Annotated in this window: 15 protein-coding genes and 1 pseudogene; 11 read left to right on the top strand and 5 right to left on the bottom strand. The window is 40.1% G+C overall.

What is annotated here, in order from left to right:
- Nucleotides 1–59: 59 nt before the first annotated feature.
- Nucleotides 60–677 carry a glutathione S-transferase N-terminal domain-containing protein gene (locus FTU83_RS00185; protein ID WP_168378472.1) on the top strand — a complete coding sequence of 206 codons (618 nt, stop codon included), beginning with the start codon at nucleotides 60–62 and terminating at the stop codon, nucleotides 675–677.
- On the opposite strand, the gene FTU83_RS00180 is transcribed toward FTU83_RS00185, so the two are convergent.
- On the bottom strand, nucleotides 660–1,028 hold the full coding sequence (locus tag FTU83_RS00180; protein ID WP_180012434.1) for an energy transducer TonB: 369 nt from the start codon (nucleotides 1,026–1,028) through the stop codon (nucleotides 660–662). The two genes, FTU83_RS00185 and FTU83_RS00180, sit on opposite strands and share 18 nt — an antisense overlap.
- Nucleotides 1,029–1,302: 274 nt before the next feature.
- Between FTU83_RS00180 and FTU83_RS00175 the strand changes: the two genes are divergently transcribed.
- Nucleotides 1,303–1,587, top strand: coding sequence for a hypothetical protein (locus tag FTU83_RS00175; protein WP_078189584.1), 285 nt, complete (start codon nucleotides 1,303–1,305; stop codon nucleotides 1,585–1,587).
- Between the two features lie 12 nt (nucleotides 1,588–1,599).
- Nucleotides 1,600–2,028 (top strand): YqaA family protein, encoded by a 429-nt coding sequence (locus FTU83_RS00170; RefSeq protein ID WP_180105447.1) that lies wholly within the window; start codon nucleotides 1,600–1,602, stop codon nucleotides 2,026–2,028.
- 55 nt (nucleotides 2,029–2,083) lie between these two features.
- On the opposite strand, the gene FTU83_RS00165 is transcribed toward FTU83_RS00170, so the two are convergent.
- On the bottom strand, nucleotides 2,084–2,818 hold the full coding sequence (locus FTU83_RS00165; protein ID WP_180105446.1) for an energy transducer TonB: 735 nt from the start codon (nucleotides 2,816–2,818) through the stop codon (nucleotides 2,084–2,086).
- 104 nt (nucleotides 2,819–2,922) lie between these two features.
- Nucleotides 2,923–4,176: an MFS transporter gene (locus tag FTU83_RS00160; protein ID WP_180105488.1), complete on the bottom strand. Its 1,254-nt coding sequence runs from the start codon at nucleotides 4,174–4,176 to the stop codon at nucleotides 2,923–2,925.
- Nucleotides 4,177–4,399: 223 nt separating this feature from the next.
- Between FTU83_RS00160 and rpmI the strand changes: the two genes are divergently transcribed.
- Both rpmI and rplT read left to right on the top strand, forming a co-directional pair.
- Nucleotides 4,400–4,594: a 50S ribosomal protein L35 gene (gene rpmI / locus FTU83_RS00155; RefSeq protein WP_065994397.1), complete on the top strand. Its 195-nt coding sequence runs from the start codon at nucleotides 4,400–4,402 to the stop codon at nucleotides 4,592–4,594.
- A 12-nt stretch (nucleotides 4,595–4,606) separates the two neighbouring features.
- Nucleotides 4,607–4,966 (top strand): 50S ribosomal protein L20, encoded by a 360-nt coding sequence (rplT, locus tag FTU83_RS00150; protein ID WP_004647525.1) that lies wholly within the window; start codon nucleotides 4,607–4,609, stop codon nucleotides 4,964–4,966.
- A 67-nt stretch (nucleotides 4,967–5,033) separates the two neighbouring features.
- On the opposite strand, the gene FTU83_RS00145 is transcribed toward rplT, so the two are convergent.
- Nucleotides 5,034–6,002: a hypothetical protein gene (locus FTU83_RS00145; RefSeq protein ID WP_180105445.1), complete on the bottom strand. Its 969-nt coding sequence runs from the start codon at nucleotides 6,000–6,002 to the stop codon at nucleotides 5,034–5,036.
- A gap of 302 nt (nucleotides 6,003–6,304) precedes the next feature.
- Here FTU83_RS00145 and FTU83_RS00140 point away from each other — a divergent pair.
- The 3 genes and pseudogenes from FTU83_RS00140 (at nucleotide 6,305) to FTU83_RS00130 (ending at nucleotide 7,584) form a co-directional block, all read left to right on the top strand.
- Nucleotides 6,305–6,637 (top strand): annotated as a pseudogene (locus FTU83_RS00140) (hypothetical protein).
- A 73-nt stretch (nucleotides 6,638–6,710) separates the two neighbouring features.
- The gene (locus FTU83_RS00135) at nucleotides 6,711–7,262 is read left to right on the top strand and encodes an adenylate kinase (RefSeq protein WP_180105444.1); all 552 of its coding nucleotides are present in this window, start codon (nucleotides 6,711–6,713) and stop codon (nucleotides 7,260–7,262) included.
- Nucleotides 7,263–7,371: 109 nt separating this feature from the next.
- Nucleotides 7,372–7,584 carry a hypothetical protein gene (locus FTU83_RS00130; RefSeq protein ID WP_180105443.1) on the top strand — a complete coding sequence of 71 codons (213 nt, stop codon included), beginning with the start codon at nucleotides 7,372–7,374 and terminating at the stop codon, nucleotides 7,582–7,584.
- A gap of 85 nt (nucleotides 7,585–7,669) precedes the next feature.
- Here FTU83_RS00130 and FTU83_RS00125 read toward each other — a convergent pair whose 3' ends face one another.
- A complete protein-coding gene (locus FTU83_RS00125) occupies nucleotides 7,670–8,698 on the bottom strand; it encodes a hypothetical protein (protein WP_180105442.1) in 1,029 nt (342 codons plus the stop codon).
- A gap of 159 nt (nucleotides 8,699–8,857) precedes the next feature.
- Here FTU83_RS00125 and pheS point away from each other — a divergent pair, with 159 nt between their 5' ends.
- From pheS to FTU83_RS00110, 3 genes are all read left to right on the top strand, one after another.
- The gene (gene pheS / locus FTU83_RS00120) at nucleotides 8,858–9,838 is read left to right on the top strand and encodes a phenylalanine--tRNA ligase subunit alpha (RefSeq protein ID WP_180105441.1); all 981 of its coding nucleotides are present in this window, start codon (nucleotides 8,858–8,860) and stop codon (nucleotides 9,836–9,838) included.
- 130 nt (nucleotides 9,839–9,968) lie between these two features.
- Nucleotides 9,969–12,350, top strand: a complete 2,382-nt coding sequence (pheT, locus tag FTU83_RS00115; RefSeq protein ID WP_180105440.1) for a phenylalanine--tRNA ligase subunit beta — start codon at nucleotides 9,969–9,971, stop codon at nucleotides 12,348–12,350.
- Nucleotides 12,347–12,643: an integration host factor subunit alpha gene (locus tag FTU83_RS00110; protein ID WP_004649746.1), complete on the top strand. Its 297-nt coding sequence runs from the start codon at nucleotides 12,347–12,349 to the stop codon at nucleotides 12,641–12,643. Before pheT ends, FTU83_RS00110 begins: the two co-directional genes overlap by 4 nt.
- Nucleotides 12,644–12,809 lie beyond the last annotated feature (166 nt).

Below are 12,809 nucleotides of genomic sequence, written 5' to 3'. Positions count from 1 at the left end.
AACATGTTATACATAAAGCAAAATGAGATTGCCTTACTGAAAATTAAAAAGGAATATAGATGATTGATCTCTACTATTGGGGTACACCCAATGGACATAAAATTACCATCGCTTTAGAAGAAATGGGTTTGGAATACCAAATTTTTCCGATTAATATCTTGGAAAATGATCAATTTCAGCCAGACTTTTTGAGAATTTCTCCGAACAATAAAATCCCTGCAATCGTGGATCAGAATGGCCCACGAGGAGAGTCGATTTCAGTTTTTGAGTCTGGTGCGATTCTGCAATATCTTGGACGTAAAACAGGTTTGTTTTATCCAGAAGATGAGTTTGAGCGCGTTGAAGTTGAACAATGGTTGATGTGGCAAATGGGTGGTTTTGGGCCCATGTTAGGACAAAATCATCATTTTAGTCGTTTTGCACCTGAACGTATTCCGTATGCAACTGAACGTTATGTAAATGAGTCTAAACGCTTATATAAAGTTTTGAACCATCAGTTGATTGGTCAAAAATTTGTGGCTGGAGAGTATTCGATTGCAGATATGGCTATTCTGCCTTGGGCACTGCGTCATGAATGGCAGCAAATTCAGCTGGAAGATTATCCATACGTGAAAGACTATATCGATCGACTGACGGCCCGTCCAGCGGTACAAAAAGCCTTAGCAATACACGTTTAAAAAAAGAGCATGGAAACATGCTCTTTTTTTTATGAAATGAATAGAAGCTTTTTCCACCAAGGTCTTTGGTTTTCTTTCAGGGTCTTGAGTGAGAAGGGCTGTAAGGCAACAAAGGGGGGAGGCTACACCATTTTCGATATAAGGTTTGAACTTGGCACGTAAAAGTGACTGCTCAACCCGCTTATCAATGTGTGTAAGTCCAGAGCTTTTGATTAATTCAGCTTTTTGAACTTCGCCGGTGGCTAAAACATATAATTTAAAACTAAGGTCACGTTTTTGATTGCCCAGATCGTCATTGTTGAAGTTAAAAATAGGTCGCTTTTTCCAAATCATTTGATCTTGTGTAATCAAGTGTTGTTTGGCAATTTCAGAAGGACTTTGTGCATATTAAGCGGTCAAAATTTGTAATAACACGATAAAACTTAAGCAAAGAATTTTTTTCATAAAGTGAGTTAAAATTATTCAATATTTGCGTGGCAGATTAGAAGTCTCATGTATAAAAGTAAAGTGCGGAAAGACTCCCCTTAAGATTTTAGATAGGACGGAAGAAAATTCTAACGCTGTGTTAGAATGCGGCGCTGCCGAAAAGAACGCGTTGTTGACGGCTTAGTTGGACGATTTTGCGATGAAAGACTTTTTCTTAAATTTTACCCGTATTGTTGAAAATAACCCAAGAATCTATTGGAGTATTATTTTTGGTATTGCAGGCTGCTTAGTGCTATTTGTCGCTGAAATTGTGCATGTTCAAAATATTCTTGCAGATTTACATACCAAAGATCAAAACTTGATGCGAGCTGCGATTGAACCGATTTCTTCACAATATAAATGGTCGAGAATCGTTGTGATTATTGCCGCAGTGCTTTGGTCAAATTTTGAATATTTGAAGTCGAAGAAAAAATTAGGTCTCTAAGCATTCGTTTCGATGTGGTCATTTTTAGTTTTATTCTTCGCGGCATTTGGGGCTGCGACCTTACTTCCTTTACAGTCCGAGGCCGTATTGCTCGGCTTGTTGAGCTATGGTCAACATAATCCATGGCTGCTGATTGTGGTGGCCAGTATCGGGAATGTTCTCGGTTCCTGTGTGAATTGGTGGCTCGGTTTAAAAGTAGAACATTATAAAAATAAAACATGGTTTCCCGTGTCAGAGCTGAAAATGCAGCAGGCACAGGGTATTTATCACAAATATGGTTATTGGTCTTTGCTACTGAGTTGGCTGCCGATTATTGGAGACCCTATTACTTTAATTGCGGGTTTAATGAAAGAAAACTTCTGGCGCTTTGTGTTCATGGTGACCGTAGCGAAAACCGGGCGTTATCTCTGTATTTATCTTATATTTTTAGGTTTCTTCTGAGATAAAACAGGGCATTGAAACATTCAATCCCTGTTTGAAATGTTGAATCTATTACTTATTTACAGCCATTTACTTGAAACTGAATTTCATCTTTAAAGTTCGACTTTTTGTAGATCCAAAGGGTGCTCGCAGTACGTTTAACCGAGATCTGACTATTTCTTAGTGCTTCAACGACTTTCTGATCGAGTGCATAAATGCCAGAGCCTTGCTTGATCTTCACCTTTTTTACTTGTCCGTGTTTATCCACTTTAAAGTTAAATTTGACTTTACGATCGTGCTGTTTCAACTCATGACTAGTGAGATCTAATTTTGGTTGAGATACATATTGGAATGGCGTTTTCTTATTTGCACTTTGTGCATTCCAAACTTTTGAATCAAAGTTGAAATCACATTCAGGCGTATTGCCTTTAACTCTCAAATTAAACGCTTGATAGCCAATAATGGCTTTGGATTCACCATTTTCTAAATGTGGCTTGACTTTAGCTTTTTTGACAGCAGAAATTAAGATTCGGTCGAGTTGATCGACCCCTGTACTTTCTTCAACACTTGCATCGGTAATTGTACCTTTTGCATTTGCTGTAACACGAATAATGGCCGCGCGGTCACGTTGCTTGAGGTCTTCATTGGCATATACCGGTTTTGGAAAAACCGACCAATTTAAACGCGTGGTTAAATGCGCAGGAGCAACTTCAATATTCTGTGCCGGAAGTTGATGGGTTTTGGTTGAAGCACTAAACGCTATAGAAAATGGAGCGCAGGCCAAAAGGGTTAAGCACAGATATTGTTTCATAAGTCTATTCTAAGATCACAAAGTGAGTGATGAATGCGTCGATATTGCTGCGCAGTATTTCCTGTATTGGAAATACTGGCAAGGTTTAAATGGAAAATATGCCATTATTTTTTTGACTGATGGGTAATGTCGATTCCAAATAAGTCACGGGTTTTTGCCCAACTGATTGCAACTACAGCCATGGTCATACAGCCACCAAAGATTGTCGCCATGATCGTGCCCATATATTTTGCAGCCAATCCAGATTCAAATGCACCGAGTTCATTACTACTGGAGACAAACATGCCATTGACCGCGGCAACACGCCCACGCATATTTTCCGGCGGATAGAGCTGTAAAATAGTTTGACGCACGACGACAGAAACACTGTCACATGCACCAGTCATTGCCAGTGCAAAGAGTGATAACCAAAGATGGCTTGAAAATGCGAATAAAATGGTAAATACACCAAAACCCGCTACAGCCAATAACATATTACGCCATGCATGATGAGTTGGAGGGAATTTGGTCAATGCAATCATGGTGATCAGGGCGCCAATAGACGGTGCTGCCCGTAAGTAGCCTAAACCTTCAGGCCCCACTTTTAAAATATCTTCGGCAAAAATCGGTAAGAGGGCAATCACGCCACCAAAAAGCACAGAAACTAAATCGAGTGAAATCGCCCAAAGGACAATTTTGGTTTTCCAGATAAATCGAAAACCTTCACTTAAACTATCTTTTAAATTGTCAGATTCAATTTTAGGGAAACTGCGTTTACTGAGCAGATTAATGAGGACGAAGCAGACCGTTAGTAGTGCTGCAACACTGAGCAAACTGGTTTCACGGCCTAAAAATGCCAACATAAAACCGCCAAGCATTGGCCCAATAATCACCCCACTTTGCCAACCAATCGTTGTCCATGTTGCACCATTGGCATAGAGCTCCCGTGGGATTAAAAAAGGTTTAAGCGACGTTGCCGAGGGATTATAGAAACCACGGATCGTTCCAAGCCCAAAAATGACCGAATAAATACCCCAAGACAGTTGGGTGACATCAATTTGGCCGAGACCGTATTGGTGAAATAACCCCCAAAGAATCAGTGGCATCGGTACAGAAAAAAACAGACAAATTTTCATAATGGTCTGTTTATTGAAACGATCTGCAAAGTATCCTCCCCACAAAGAGAGAGCAATAAAAGGAATTGCTTCGGCTAAACCAATTAAGCCCAGTGTTAGCGGGTCTTTAGTGATTTGATACAGTGAATAAGCAACAATAATTTCTTGAATCAAAATGGCTAAGGTCAGACAAAATTGATTGAGCGTAACAATCGAGAAATCCCGATAACGTAGGGCTGCAAAAGCATCCTGTGCAGGTTTCATAATGGACATTAATAGTTGGCGTGCCGACATTATATAAGCCCTATTGGACATCGCTTATAAAATCATCGGAAAATCTATATCAGAAAATTAATTAAGATCGATATTCGGTAGAAAGATTTGCTTTTGTTTTGAGCAAAGATGCTTTAGAATACTCGCTCCCTTACCTGCAGGGCGTCTTTGCAATGGTGCAGACGTGCCGAACAGGTGTTCAAAAGAGGTTCTTATGCCTAAGATGAAAACTCGCCGTGGTGCAGCTAAACGCTTCAAGCCAACTGCAAACGGTTTTAAACGTCACCAAGCGTTCAAACGACACATTTTGACCAAAAAATCTGCTAAGCGTATCCGTCAATTACGCGGCTGTGTAATGGTTCACGTAAGTGACGTTGCTTCAGTTCGCCGTATGTGCCCATACATCTAAGGAGATTTATAAATGGCTCGTGTTAAACGTGGTGTACAGGCTCATCGCCGTCATAAAAAAATTCTTGCTCGTGCTAAAGGTTACTACGGCGCTCGTTCACGCGTATATCGCGTAGCGTTCCAAGCAGTAATCAAAGCAGGTCAATATGCTTACCGTGACCGTCGTCAAAAGAAACGTCAATTCCGTGCTCTATGGATTGCGCGTATCAATGCCGGTGCTCGTCAAAATGGTTTGTCGTACAGCCGTATGATCGCTGGCTTGAAAAAAGCTCAAGTGATTATCGATCGTCGCGTACTTGCTGACATCGCTATGCATGACGCAGTTGCATTTGCTGCTTTAGCTTCTAAAGCTAAAGATGCATTAGCTGCATAAGTCTTTATGACTTAAAAAAAGACCGCTTTTAGCGGTCTTTTTTTATGGACGAATTTGATTTGACATCTTATTTTTTCGACCATATGGCTAAAAACACAATGATGCCAATTGTGATTGCGGCAAATTTTATAAACTCAAATTGTTTAAAAAGTAAATAAAAGCCATAAAGTAAAGCGAATAGCATGGCAAAAATTAAAACTAAAGAAAAAAATGCAACCCATGGTTTTTCAGGCTTTTTATCTGTTGAAGTGCTGGTGGCGGAAAGAGCTTGATCGGATGTTGCGTTGAAATAATTAGCTTTGGGGTATTTTTTCTGTAGTTGTTTGAGTAAAGCTTTCTCTTCATCATTGACTAAATTTTCGCGGTTGAAATGATTGGCTGTATAGCACGTGACATCTACATGGTGTTCTGACAGTTTGTACTCATAATCTAATAGTTGTGCATATTCTTCGGTTGTAAATAAATGGATCGGTGAGCTTTCGTTTTTTACATGTTTTAAATTTTTGATAGCAGCTTCGATTGAATTGAGCATTTCAAGCAGACTTAATCCAACTTGAGGCGAAGCTTGAGGATTCTCCAAAAGAAGAGGGAGTGAATCATCCTGAAGGTCATAATAATACAAATTATGGATCAGTTTAAATTGAGGCTGAATGTGGGTAGAAAACGGATGTTCAAATAAATCCAGTTGAATGCTATTTACTAAACTGCTCCAACTCGATTTTTTATCAAAGCAAAAGCATTCGTTCCGCTGTTGTTGATTGAGCTCAATCAATGTAAACAGCCCGAATGCGTCATGAAATTGTGTGGAACTTGCACCCCAAAACTCCCGAGGATCACCAATAGGGCTGATATCTAAAATTTTCGTTTCAGATTGGATTTGAACTAGTGCAAAGGCTTGATTTAAATTGTTGTGGAAAACAGCAAGAGGGTAGTTGGTTTTTACAAAGTCAAAATGAGGATGTTGATTAAGTTTTGCATGCTCAAAAAGAAGATCAAATGGATAAAGTGAGCATGTTCTAATCCGCTTTTCAGCCATATACATGATCAAATGATCAACTGAGTCATGTAGTAATGCATTGGTTTTAAAATCGCGAATCAAGAAAATGTCGCAAGCTTGGCCGCACCATGGGTGCAAAATCTCGTCATAGTAAATTTTCTGGTTAAAAAAACGTTGAGCGTTATATTGCAAACCAAGAATAAATTGTTCGTAATGATCTATCATAATGAAGCATTTTTTTATTTTTCAATTGTAAGCTATCTTAGCTTTAATTTGATTTAAAAGGTAACTGCTTGATGCGCAAACAGTATCACTTCCGCTAAGTAGGCGATGATACGTATATTTGGGATGTACATCGTTTAGTAAAACTCAGTCAAAATTTTAAGATTCAGCAAATCCCTGTAAATGACATTCAATAGTTAAATGAAGCATATTAATTTCAAAAATCTGCACCGACCACACAGCAAATTATTGAACATCTGCAATTGGTAAATGCTGCGGACTTAAGTTATCCCATTATTTTATGTGCCAGTGGTCGAGTGATGGATGGGATGCATCGAGTCGCAAAAGCATGCATAACCACTCAGTCGCAAATATTAGCCGTTCAATTTGAACAAACCCCAAAGCCTGACTTTATCAATATCGATGCAGATCTTTTGGATTATCGTGAATAATAAAAGTTAACCTACAGATCCAATGCTGTTATCTTGAAGTAGATTCACCAGACTCAAGTAGATCATCATGGCAATGAAAAGAATAAACGTAGTCGGTACATCGGCCACTGGAAAATCAACCTTTTCCAGAGCTTTGGCGGACAAATTAGGACTAAATTATATAGAACTGGATAATCTATTTTGGCTAGATGATTGGCAGGAGTGTCCTGACGAAATCTTTTTTGCACGTATCGGAGCTGAAATTGCCAAAGCGAAAAATGGTTATGTTATTGATGGCAACTATACTCGGGCGATTCCGGTGAAATGGTCTGAAATAGATACAGTGATATGGCTCGATCTACCATTTCCAGTCAATTTATACCGCTCTGTAAAGCGCGCAATTTCTCGGGCTAAGTCCAAACAAGATCTTTGGCCAGATTCAAATAATCAGGAAAGTTTGTGGCGGATGTTTGGTCGAGATTCAATTATTTGGTGGATGATTAAGACCCATAAAAAGAATCGTGAAAAATATCTACAGATGATGAATGCACCTGAATATCAACATATTCAATGGATTCGTTTAAAGTCTGCAAATGCTGTTGATGCATTTTTAGAACAATTGGACTCTTATGTTTTTGATGTTTAAGTTTTGATGTTTTATCAATAAAAAGTGCAGCCAAGTTACAGAAATAATCTTTATACCAAGCTTTGCGCCATGCCTAATGTATGGATAGAAAAAACAAAAGGAAAATAAAATGTTGGCTGAAATTGTTGGAGTGGGTCAAGGCAACATCACAGTAGAACTTGAAATGATCCCTCGCAAAGGTGAGGCGGTCAAAATCATGTATGGTGCAGATGCAGAGCTTGAGGGGGAAGTAGTCTCTGTCAGTCATTATATTAATCAACATGCCGATCAGCATCGTGTTCGATTAGAAATTCGTCCGTTTAATTATTTAATTACCTCATAATTTTGAGGTTTTTCATACATAAGCATGTTTATAAAAAAAGCCCTTCTATGAGAAGGGCTTTTTAATGTTGATCACATTTATACAGTTAAAGACCGAAGTAATAAGCCAATAAGCAAATTACAACAGTAATAATAATTAAGGTGATTACTCCACCTGCACCGGGTTTATGGGGCGGGTTAGGCGTGTGTGCATGCTGAGGATTTGATTTTCTTTGCTCAGTTTTAAAACCATCCAGAGGAGAGCTTTCAACTACAGGAGTTAAGCGTGCAGTTTTATAGTGATTGGCGACTTTAACAATAAATTTTGCCGTTAAATCTTCAGTTTTTTGAGCAAAATGGCGCAAATTTAACTGTTCTTCAGGTGTATAGATGCTGCCATCTGCGTGATAGGGATGTTGAATTTTAGACTGAATATGGCGGTTTAATGCATCTAAGCGATGTAAGCTATCATGTGCGAAATCCGCTTGTGCATCCGTTGGCAAGAGTGCAAGTTTTGCGGATTCATTCGATTCGCTGCTTAGATCAGGCTGCGTACCATAATAAGGTGTGCCTAACACCTCCGGCTCAATAAAACCTTCCGCCGGTTTTTGCAAAAATAATTCTGCTTCAGTGAAGTTATGAATATCATCCCATTTGGGTAACTGCATATCCGCTTCAATGCGTTTAATGAGTTTATGGTTCAGCTCATAGCGCCAAAAAGTTTCGCGACGTATTTGTAGTTGTTGGGATACAGGTGCTTCATAGTCATTTTCTGCGTTATACCACTCGGCAAGTTCTTTACCAAAAATCCATGCCTGCTTTTTATTTTGTTCGTGGCTCACAATAAAATGGGCAAAGGGAAGAAGTTCAACGTTAGCATTCGGATTTTGTTCATCATTTAGCAAGCTAGAGCTATGTAAACTTAAGCGTTGTACCCCGTGTTTTTTTAAGCCTTCTAGCCAAATTTGGAAATGTTGAGCCAATAAATGCTGTGATAGCAAATCACGAAAATGGAAACTGTGCTGATCAAAAATGTGGTGATTCAACCAACGTTGAAAACTCAAACCTTGGTTGAGAAATTCATTGCCATAAGTGACGAGTGTGAGCTGTTGTTTCCAGATTGGATCGAGTGCCATAAAGATTGGATCCCATTGATATTGTGTTTATCTTATACTTTTTTTAAAACTTGATGCTAATGCAATTTTAACTTGTGAATGCGCTTCATCATAACGGCTAAAAACTGTTAGAATAAGGGGTTTATATTATTTTTTTAAATTGTTGCTTTGAGAGTTACTATGTCACTGGAAGCCCTGACCACTGAAGCGCTCGCTGCGATTGCAGCAGCAGAGGACCTTGCTACACTCGACCAAGTGCGAGTGCAATTTACAGGGAAGAAAAGCCAGCTCGCGGAACAATCGAAGTCGCTCGGTAAAATGGACCCAGAAGAACGTAAAGTTTTTGGTGCTCAAATTCATGCCGTTCGTGAATCGATTACTGACGCACTGACTGCTCGTCAAGCTGAATTACAAAAAGCTGCATTAGAACAAAAGCTTGCTAGCGAAACGATTGATATTACTTTACCCGGCCGTGGTCAAACGGTGGGTAGTATTCACCCTGTGACTCAAGTTCAAGAACGTATTTGCCAATTCTTTACCAAAGCTGGCTTTACTGTTGCGACTGGTCCAGAAGTTGAAGATGATTATCACAACTTTGAAGCATTGAACATTCCGGGTCATCATCCTGCACGTGCGATGCACGACACTTTCTATTTTGATGCGAATCATTTACTTCGTACGCATACCTCAGGCGTGCAAATTCGTACGATGGAAAATCAGCAGCCTCCAATCCGTATTGTGTGTCCTGGTCGTGTTTATCGCTGTGACTCGGACCAAACGCATTCGCCAATGTTCCATCAAATCGAAGGTTTGTATGTGGCTGAAAACACCAGCTTTGCAGAACTAAAAGGTTTGTTGGTTAACTTGTTAAATGAATTCTTTGAAAAAGATTTGAAAGTACGTTTCCGTCCATCTTATTTCCCATTTACAGAGCCAAGTGCGGAAGTGGATATCATGGATGAACGTGGTAAATGGTTGGAAGTTTTGGGCTGCGGTATGGTGCATCCAAACGTTTTACAAGCCGCTGGCATTGACCCAGAAAAATACAAAGGCTTTGCCTTTGGTTTAGGTGTAGAACGTTTTGCAATGTTGCGTTATGGCATTAATGACCTACGTATGTTCTACCAAAATGATGTGCGTTTCTTACGCCAATTTGCTTAAACAGTTTTATACCTCTCCCTAACCTCTCCTAAAAGGAGAGGGGTTGTCCATCATGACTTAGGGTTCGTCCTCTTTCTTTAAAGGGGCGCTAGAGGGGATTAGAAATTTAGAATTAATAGGTTTTTATACAATGAAAATTAGCGAAAATTGGTTGCGTACATGGGTTAACCCAGCCATTGATAGCGATACACTTTCTGACCAACTGACCATGTTAGGTTTAGAAGTTGATGATTTATCTCCTGCTGCAAAACCATTTACTGGTGTAGTAGTCGGTGAAGTTTTAACAGTGGTTCAACATCCCGATGCTGACCGTTTACGTGTCACTACTGTAAACATCGGTTCAGGCGAGCCGTTACAAATCGTTTGTGGTGCTCCAAACGTGCGTGTAGGCATGAAAGCTCCTGTAGCAACCATTGGTGCAGTACTTCCGGGCGATTTCAAAATCAAAAAAGGCAAGCTTCGTGGTGTTGAATCGCAAGGCATGCTGTGCGGTGCGTCTGAAATTGATCTTGAAGACAAAATCGACGGTCTATTAGAGCTTCCTGCAGATGCTCCTGTTGGTGTAAATGTGCGTGAATATTTAGATCTTGATGACAATGTGATTGATATCAGTATTACACCAAACCGTGGTGACTGTTTCAGTATTCGTGGTATTGCACGTGAAATTGGTGTGATTAATCAACTCCCTGTGACTGCCCCTGAAATTAAAGAAGTTGCTGCAACAATTACTGATGAGAAGAAAGTTGTTATTGAAACTGATGGTTGCCCACGTTACTTAGGTCGAGTGATCAAAAACGTCAATACCAAAGCACCAACTCCTGAGTGGATGGAACGTGCATTGGCTCGTGCGGGCATTCGTCAGCACAGTATTTTGGTCGATATTACCAACTACGTTTTAATGGAATTGGGTCAACCTTTACATGCATTCGATGGCGGTAAAGTTGAAGGGTCAGTTCGTGTACGCCAAGCAACAGCAGCAGAAAAATTAACGTTGTTGAATGAACAAGAAGTTGAATTATCTGAAAACGTGATGGTGATTGCGGATGATCAAAAAGCTTTGGCGATTGCAGGAATCATGGGCGGTCTAAGTTCAGCCGTTTCTGACGATACCACTGAAATTTTCCTTGAGTCGGCGTTCTTTGATCAACTCTATATCGCAGGTCGTGCACGTAGTTTTGGTTTGCATACTGATGCATCTCAGCGTTATGAACGCGGTGTAGACTTTGAATTGCCGATGACGGCAATGCACCGTGCTTCTCAGCTTATCGCTGATTTAGCTGGCGGTGAATTTGGTCCAATTACTGTTGCTGAAAAAGTAGAGTTATTACCAAAACGTGAAGCCATTGAACTAAATCAAGCACAAGTCGATCAACTCCTCGGTTATAAAGTTGAATCTGCATTTATTACCGATGCTTTAACGCGTTTGGGTTGCAATGTCACTGTGAAAGCAGAAGGTGAGTGGACTGTTGTACCACCATCACACCGCTTTGATATGGCGATTTATCAAGACCTCATCGAAGAAGTGGCACGTATTCACGGTTACGACAATATTCAAATTAGCTTGCCGGTGATTGATGTCAAACTAGCGAAATACCAAGACCAATTTGAATTGGTTCAGTTACGTCAAACTGCAGTGGCTTTGGGTTATCAAGAAGCGATTAGCTTTAGCTTTGCAGATGCGAAACTAGAGAAACAATTGAATCCACAGGTTCAACCACTAGCGCTTGCAAACCCGATTTCTAGCGACCTTGCAGTGATGCGTTCAACCTTATTATCAAGTTTGATCCCATGTGTGCAATACAACGTGAACCGTCAACAAAACCGTGTGCGTTTCTATGAGCTTGGTCTACGTTTTGATTATCAAGGTGCGAACAGCATTCATGATCTTAAACAGATCCCAACCTTTGCACTAGTTGCAACAGGTTCGCGTACGACTGAATCTTGGCATGGTAAAGCACAGCCTATGGATTTCTTTGACTTTAAAGGCGATGTAGAAGAGATTTTAAATTCTGCACGTTTAAATGTTGAATATGTACGTTCAGAACGTACGTGGTTGCATCCAGGCCAATCTGCTGAAATCTTAGTCAATGGTCAATCAATTGGTTACTTCGGTCGTTTACACCCATCTTTAGAAGATGAGTTGGATTTGGCGACTACTTGGGTAGCTGAATTGGATCAATTGGCTGTTTTGCAAACTTATGTATCTAATTTTACAGAATTATCACGTTTTCCGTCGGTTCGACGTGATATTGCGCTTTTAATTAGTGATAAGATTAATGTTAGTGAAATTCAGCAACTTATCGAAAAAACAGGCGGTGAACTTTTAGACGCAGTTTGGTTGTTCGATGTGTACACTGGTCAAGGTGTCGAAGAAGGCAAGCGCTCATTGGCATTTGCAATTCAATGGCAACATCCAACACGTACATTAGAAGATGCTGAAATCAAAACCGGTATGGATAACATACTTCAGGTGTTGGAAAACACTTACCAGGCGACATTGAGGGCTTCATGACAGCATTAACAAAAGCAGAAATGGCTGATCATTTAAGTGAGCTCACGAGTTTAAACCGTCGTGAAGCAAAACAAATGGTCGAGTTATTCTTCGATGAGATTAGCCAAGCGCTAATCTCTGGGGAACAAGTTAAACTCTCTGGTTTCGGTAACTTCGAGTTGCGTGATAAACGTCAACGCCCAGGCCGTAACCCGAAAACGGGTGAAGAAATTCCGATTTCTGCCCGTCGTGTAGTGACCTTCCGTGCGGGACAAAAATTCCGTCAACGTGTTGGAAATGAGCAGATCGATTGATCTGCTTTTTTTTGTCTTTGATTTAGTAGGCGCAGTGCTCATCATCTATCGCACAATTCATGTTGAAGAATATTCTTTTAAAGTGAGACGATATACTTGAGTTGAGTTGAGTTGTCGTAGAGGTTGATTGTGGCTTTCCTTTAGCTAAATTGTCAGTTTTTATTTT

The sequence above is a fragment of the Acinetobacter sp. YH12152 genome, assembly GCF_013418285.1.
Classification (GTDB): domain Bacteria; phylum Pseudomonadota; class Gammaproteobacteria; order Pseudomonadales; family Moraxellaceae; genus Acinetobacter; species Acinetobacter amyesii.
Note: the sequence above shows the minus strand (reverse complement) of the source record. Positions and strands in the feature narration are given on the sequence as shown.

What these genes read in the sequence shown, in the direction of transcription:
- FTU83_RS00165 (WP_180105446.1), bottom strand. Translation starts at nt 2,818, where the DNA reads ATGAAACAATATCTGTGCTTAACCCTTTTGGCCTGCGCTCCATTTTCT.
- FTU83_RS00135 (WP_180105444.1), top strand. Translation starts at nt 6,711, where the DNA reads ATGAAAAGAATAAACGTAGTCGGTACATCGGCCACTGGAAAATCAACC.
- FTU83_RS00185 (WP_168378472.1), top strand. Translation starts at nt 60, where the DNA reads ATGATTGATCTCTACTATTGGGGTACACCCAATGGACATAAAATTACC.
- FTU83_RS00145 (WP_180105445.1), bottom strand. Translation starts at nt 6,002, where the DNA reads ATGGCTGAAAAGCGGATTAGAACATGCTCACTTTATCCATTTGATCTT.
- FTU83_RS00110 (WP_004649746.1), top strand. Translation starts at nt 12,347, where the DNA reads ATGACAGCATTAACAAAAGCAGAAATGGCTGATCATTTAAGTGAGCTC.
- rplT (WP_004647525.1), top strand. Translation starts at nt 4,607, where the DNA reads ATGGCTCGTGTTAAACGTGGTGTACAGGCTCATCGCCGTCATAAAAAA.
- rpmI (WP_065994397.1), top strand. Translation starts at nt 4,400, where the DNA reads ATGCCTAAGATGAAAACTCGCCGTGGTGCAGCTAAACGCTTCAAGCCA.
- FTU83_RS00170 (WP_180105447.1), top strand. Translation starts at nt 1,600, where the DNA reads ATGTGGTCATTTTTAGTTTTATTCTTCGCGGCATTTGGGGCTGCGACC.
- FTU83_RS00130 (WP_180105443.1), top strand. Translation starts at nt 7,372, where the DNA reads ATGTTGGCTGAAATTGTTGGAGTGGGTCAAGGCAACATCACAGTAGAA.
- FTU83_RS00125 (WP_180105442.1), bottom strand. Translation starts at nt 8,698, where the DNA reads ATGGCACTCGATCCAATCTGGAAACAACAGCTCACACTCGTCACTTAT.
- pheS (WP_180105441.1), top strand. Translation starts at nt 8,858, where the DNA reads ATGTCACTGGAAGCCCTGACCACTGAAGCGCTCGCTGCGATTGCAGCA.
- FTU83_RS00160 (WP_180105488.1), bottom strand. Translation starts at nt 4,176, where the DNA reads ATGAAACCTGCACAGGATGCTTTTGCAGCCCTACGTTATCGGGATTTC.
- pheT (WP_180105440.1), top strand. Translation starts at nt 9,969, where the DNA reads ATGAAAATTAGCGAAAATTGGTTGCGTACATGGGTTAACCCAGCCATT.
- FTU83_RS00175 (WP_078189584.1), top strand. Translation starts at nt 1,303, where the DNA reads ATGAAAGACTTTTTCTTAAATTTTACCCGTATTGTTGAAAATAACCCA.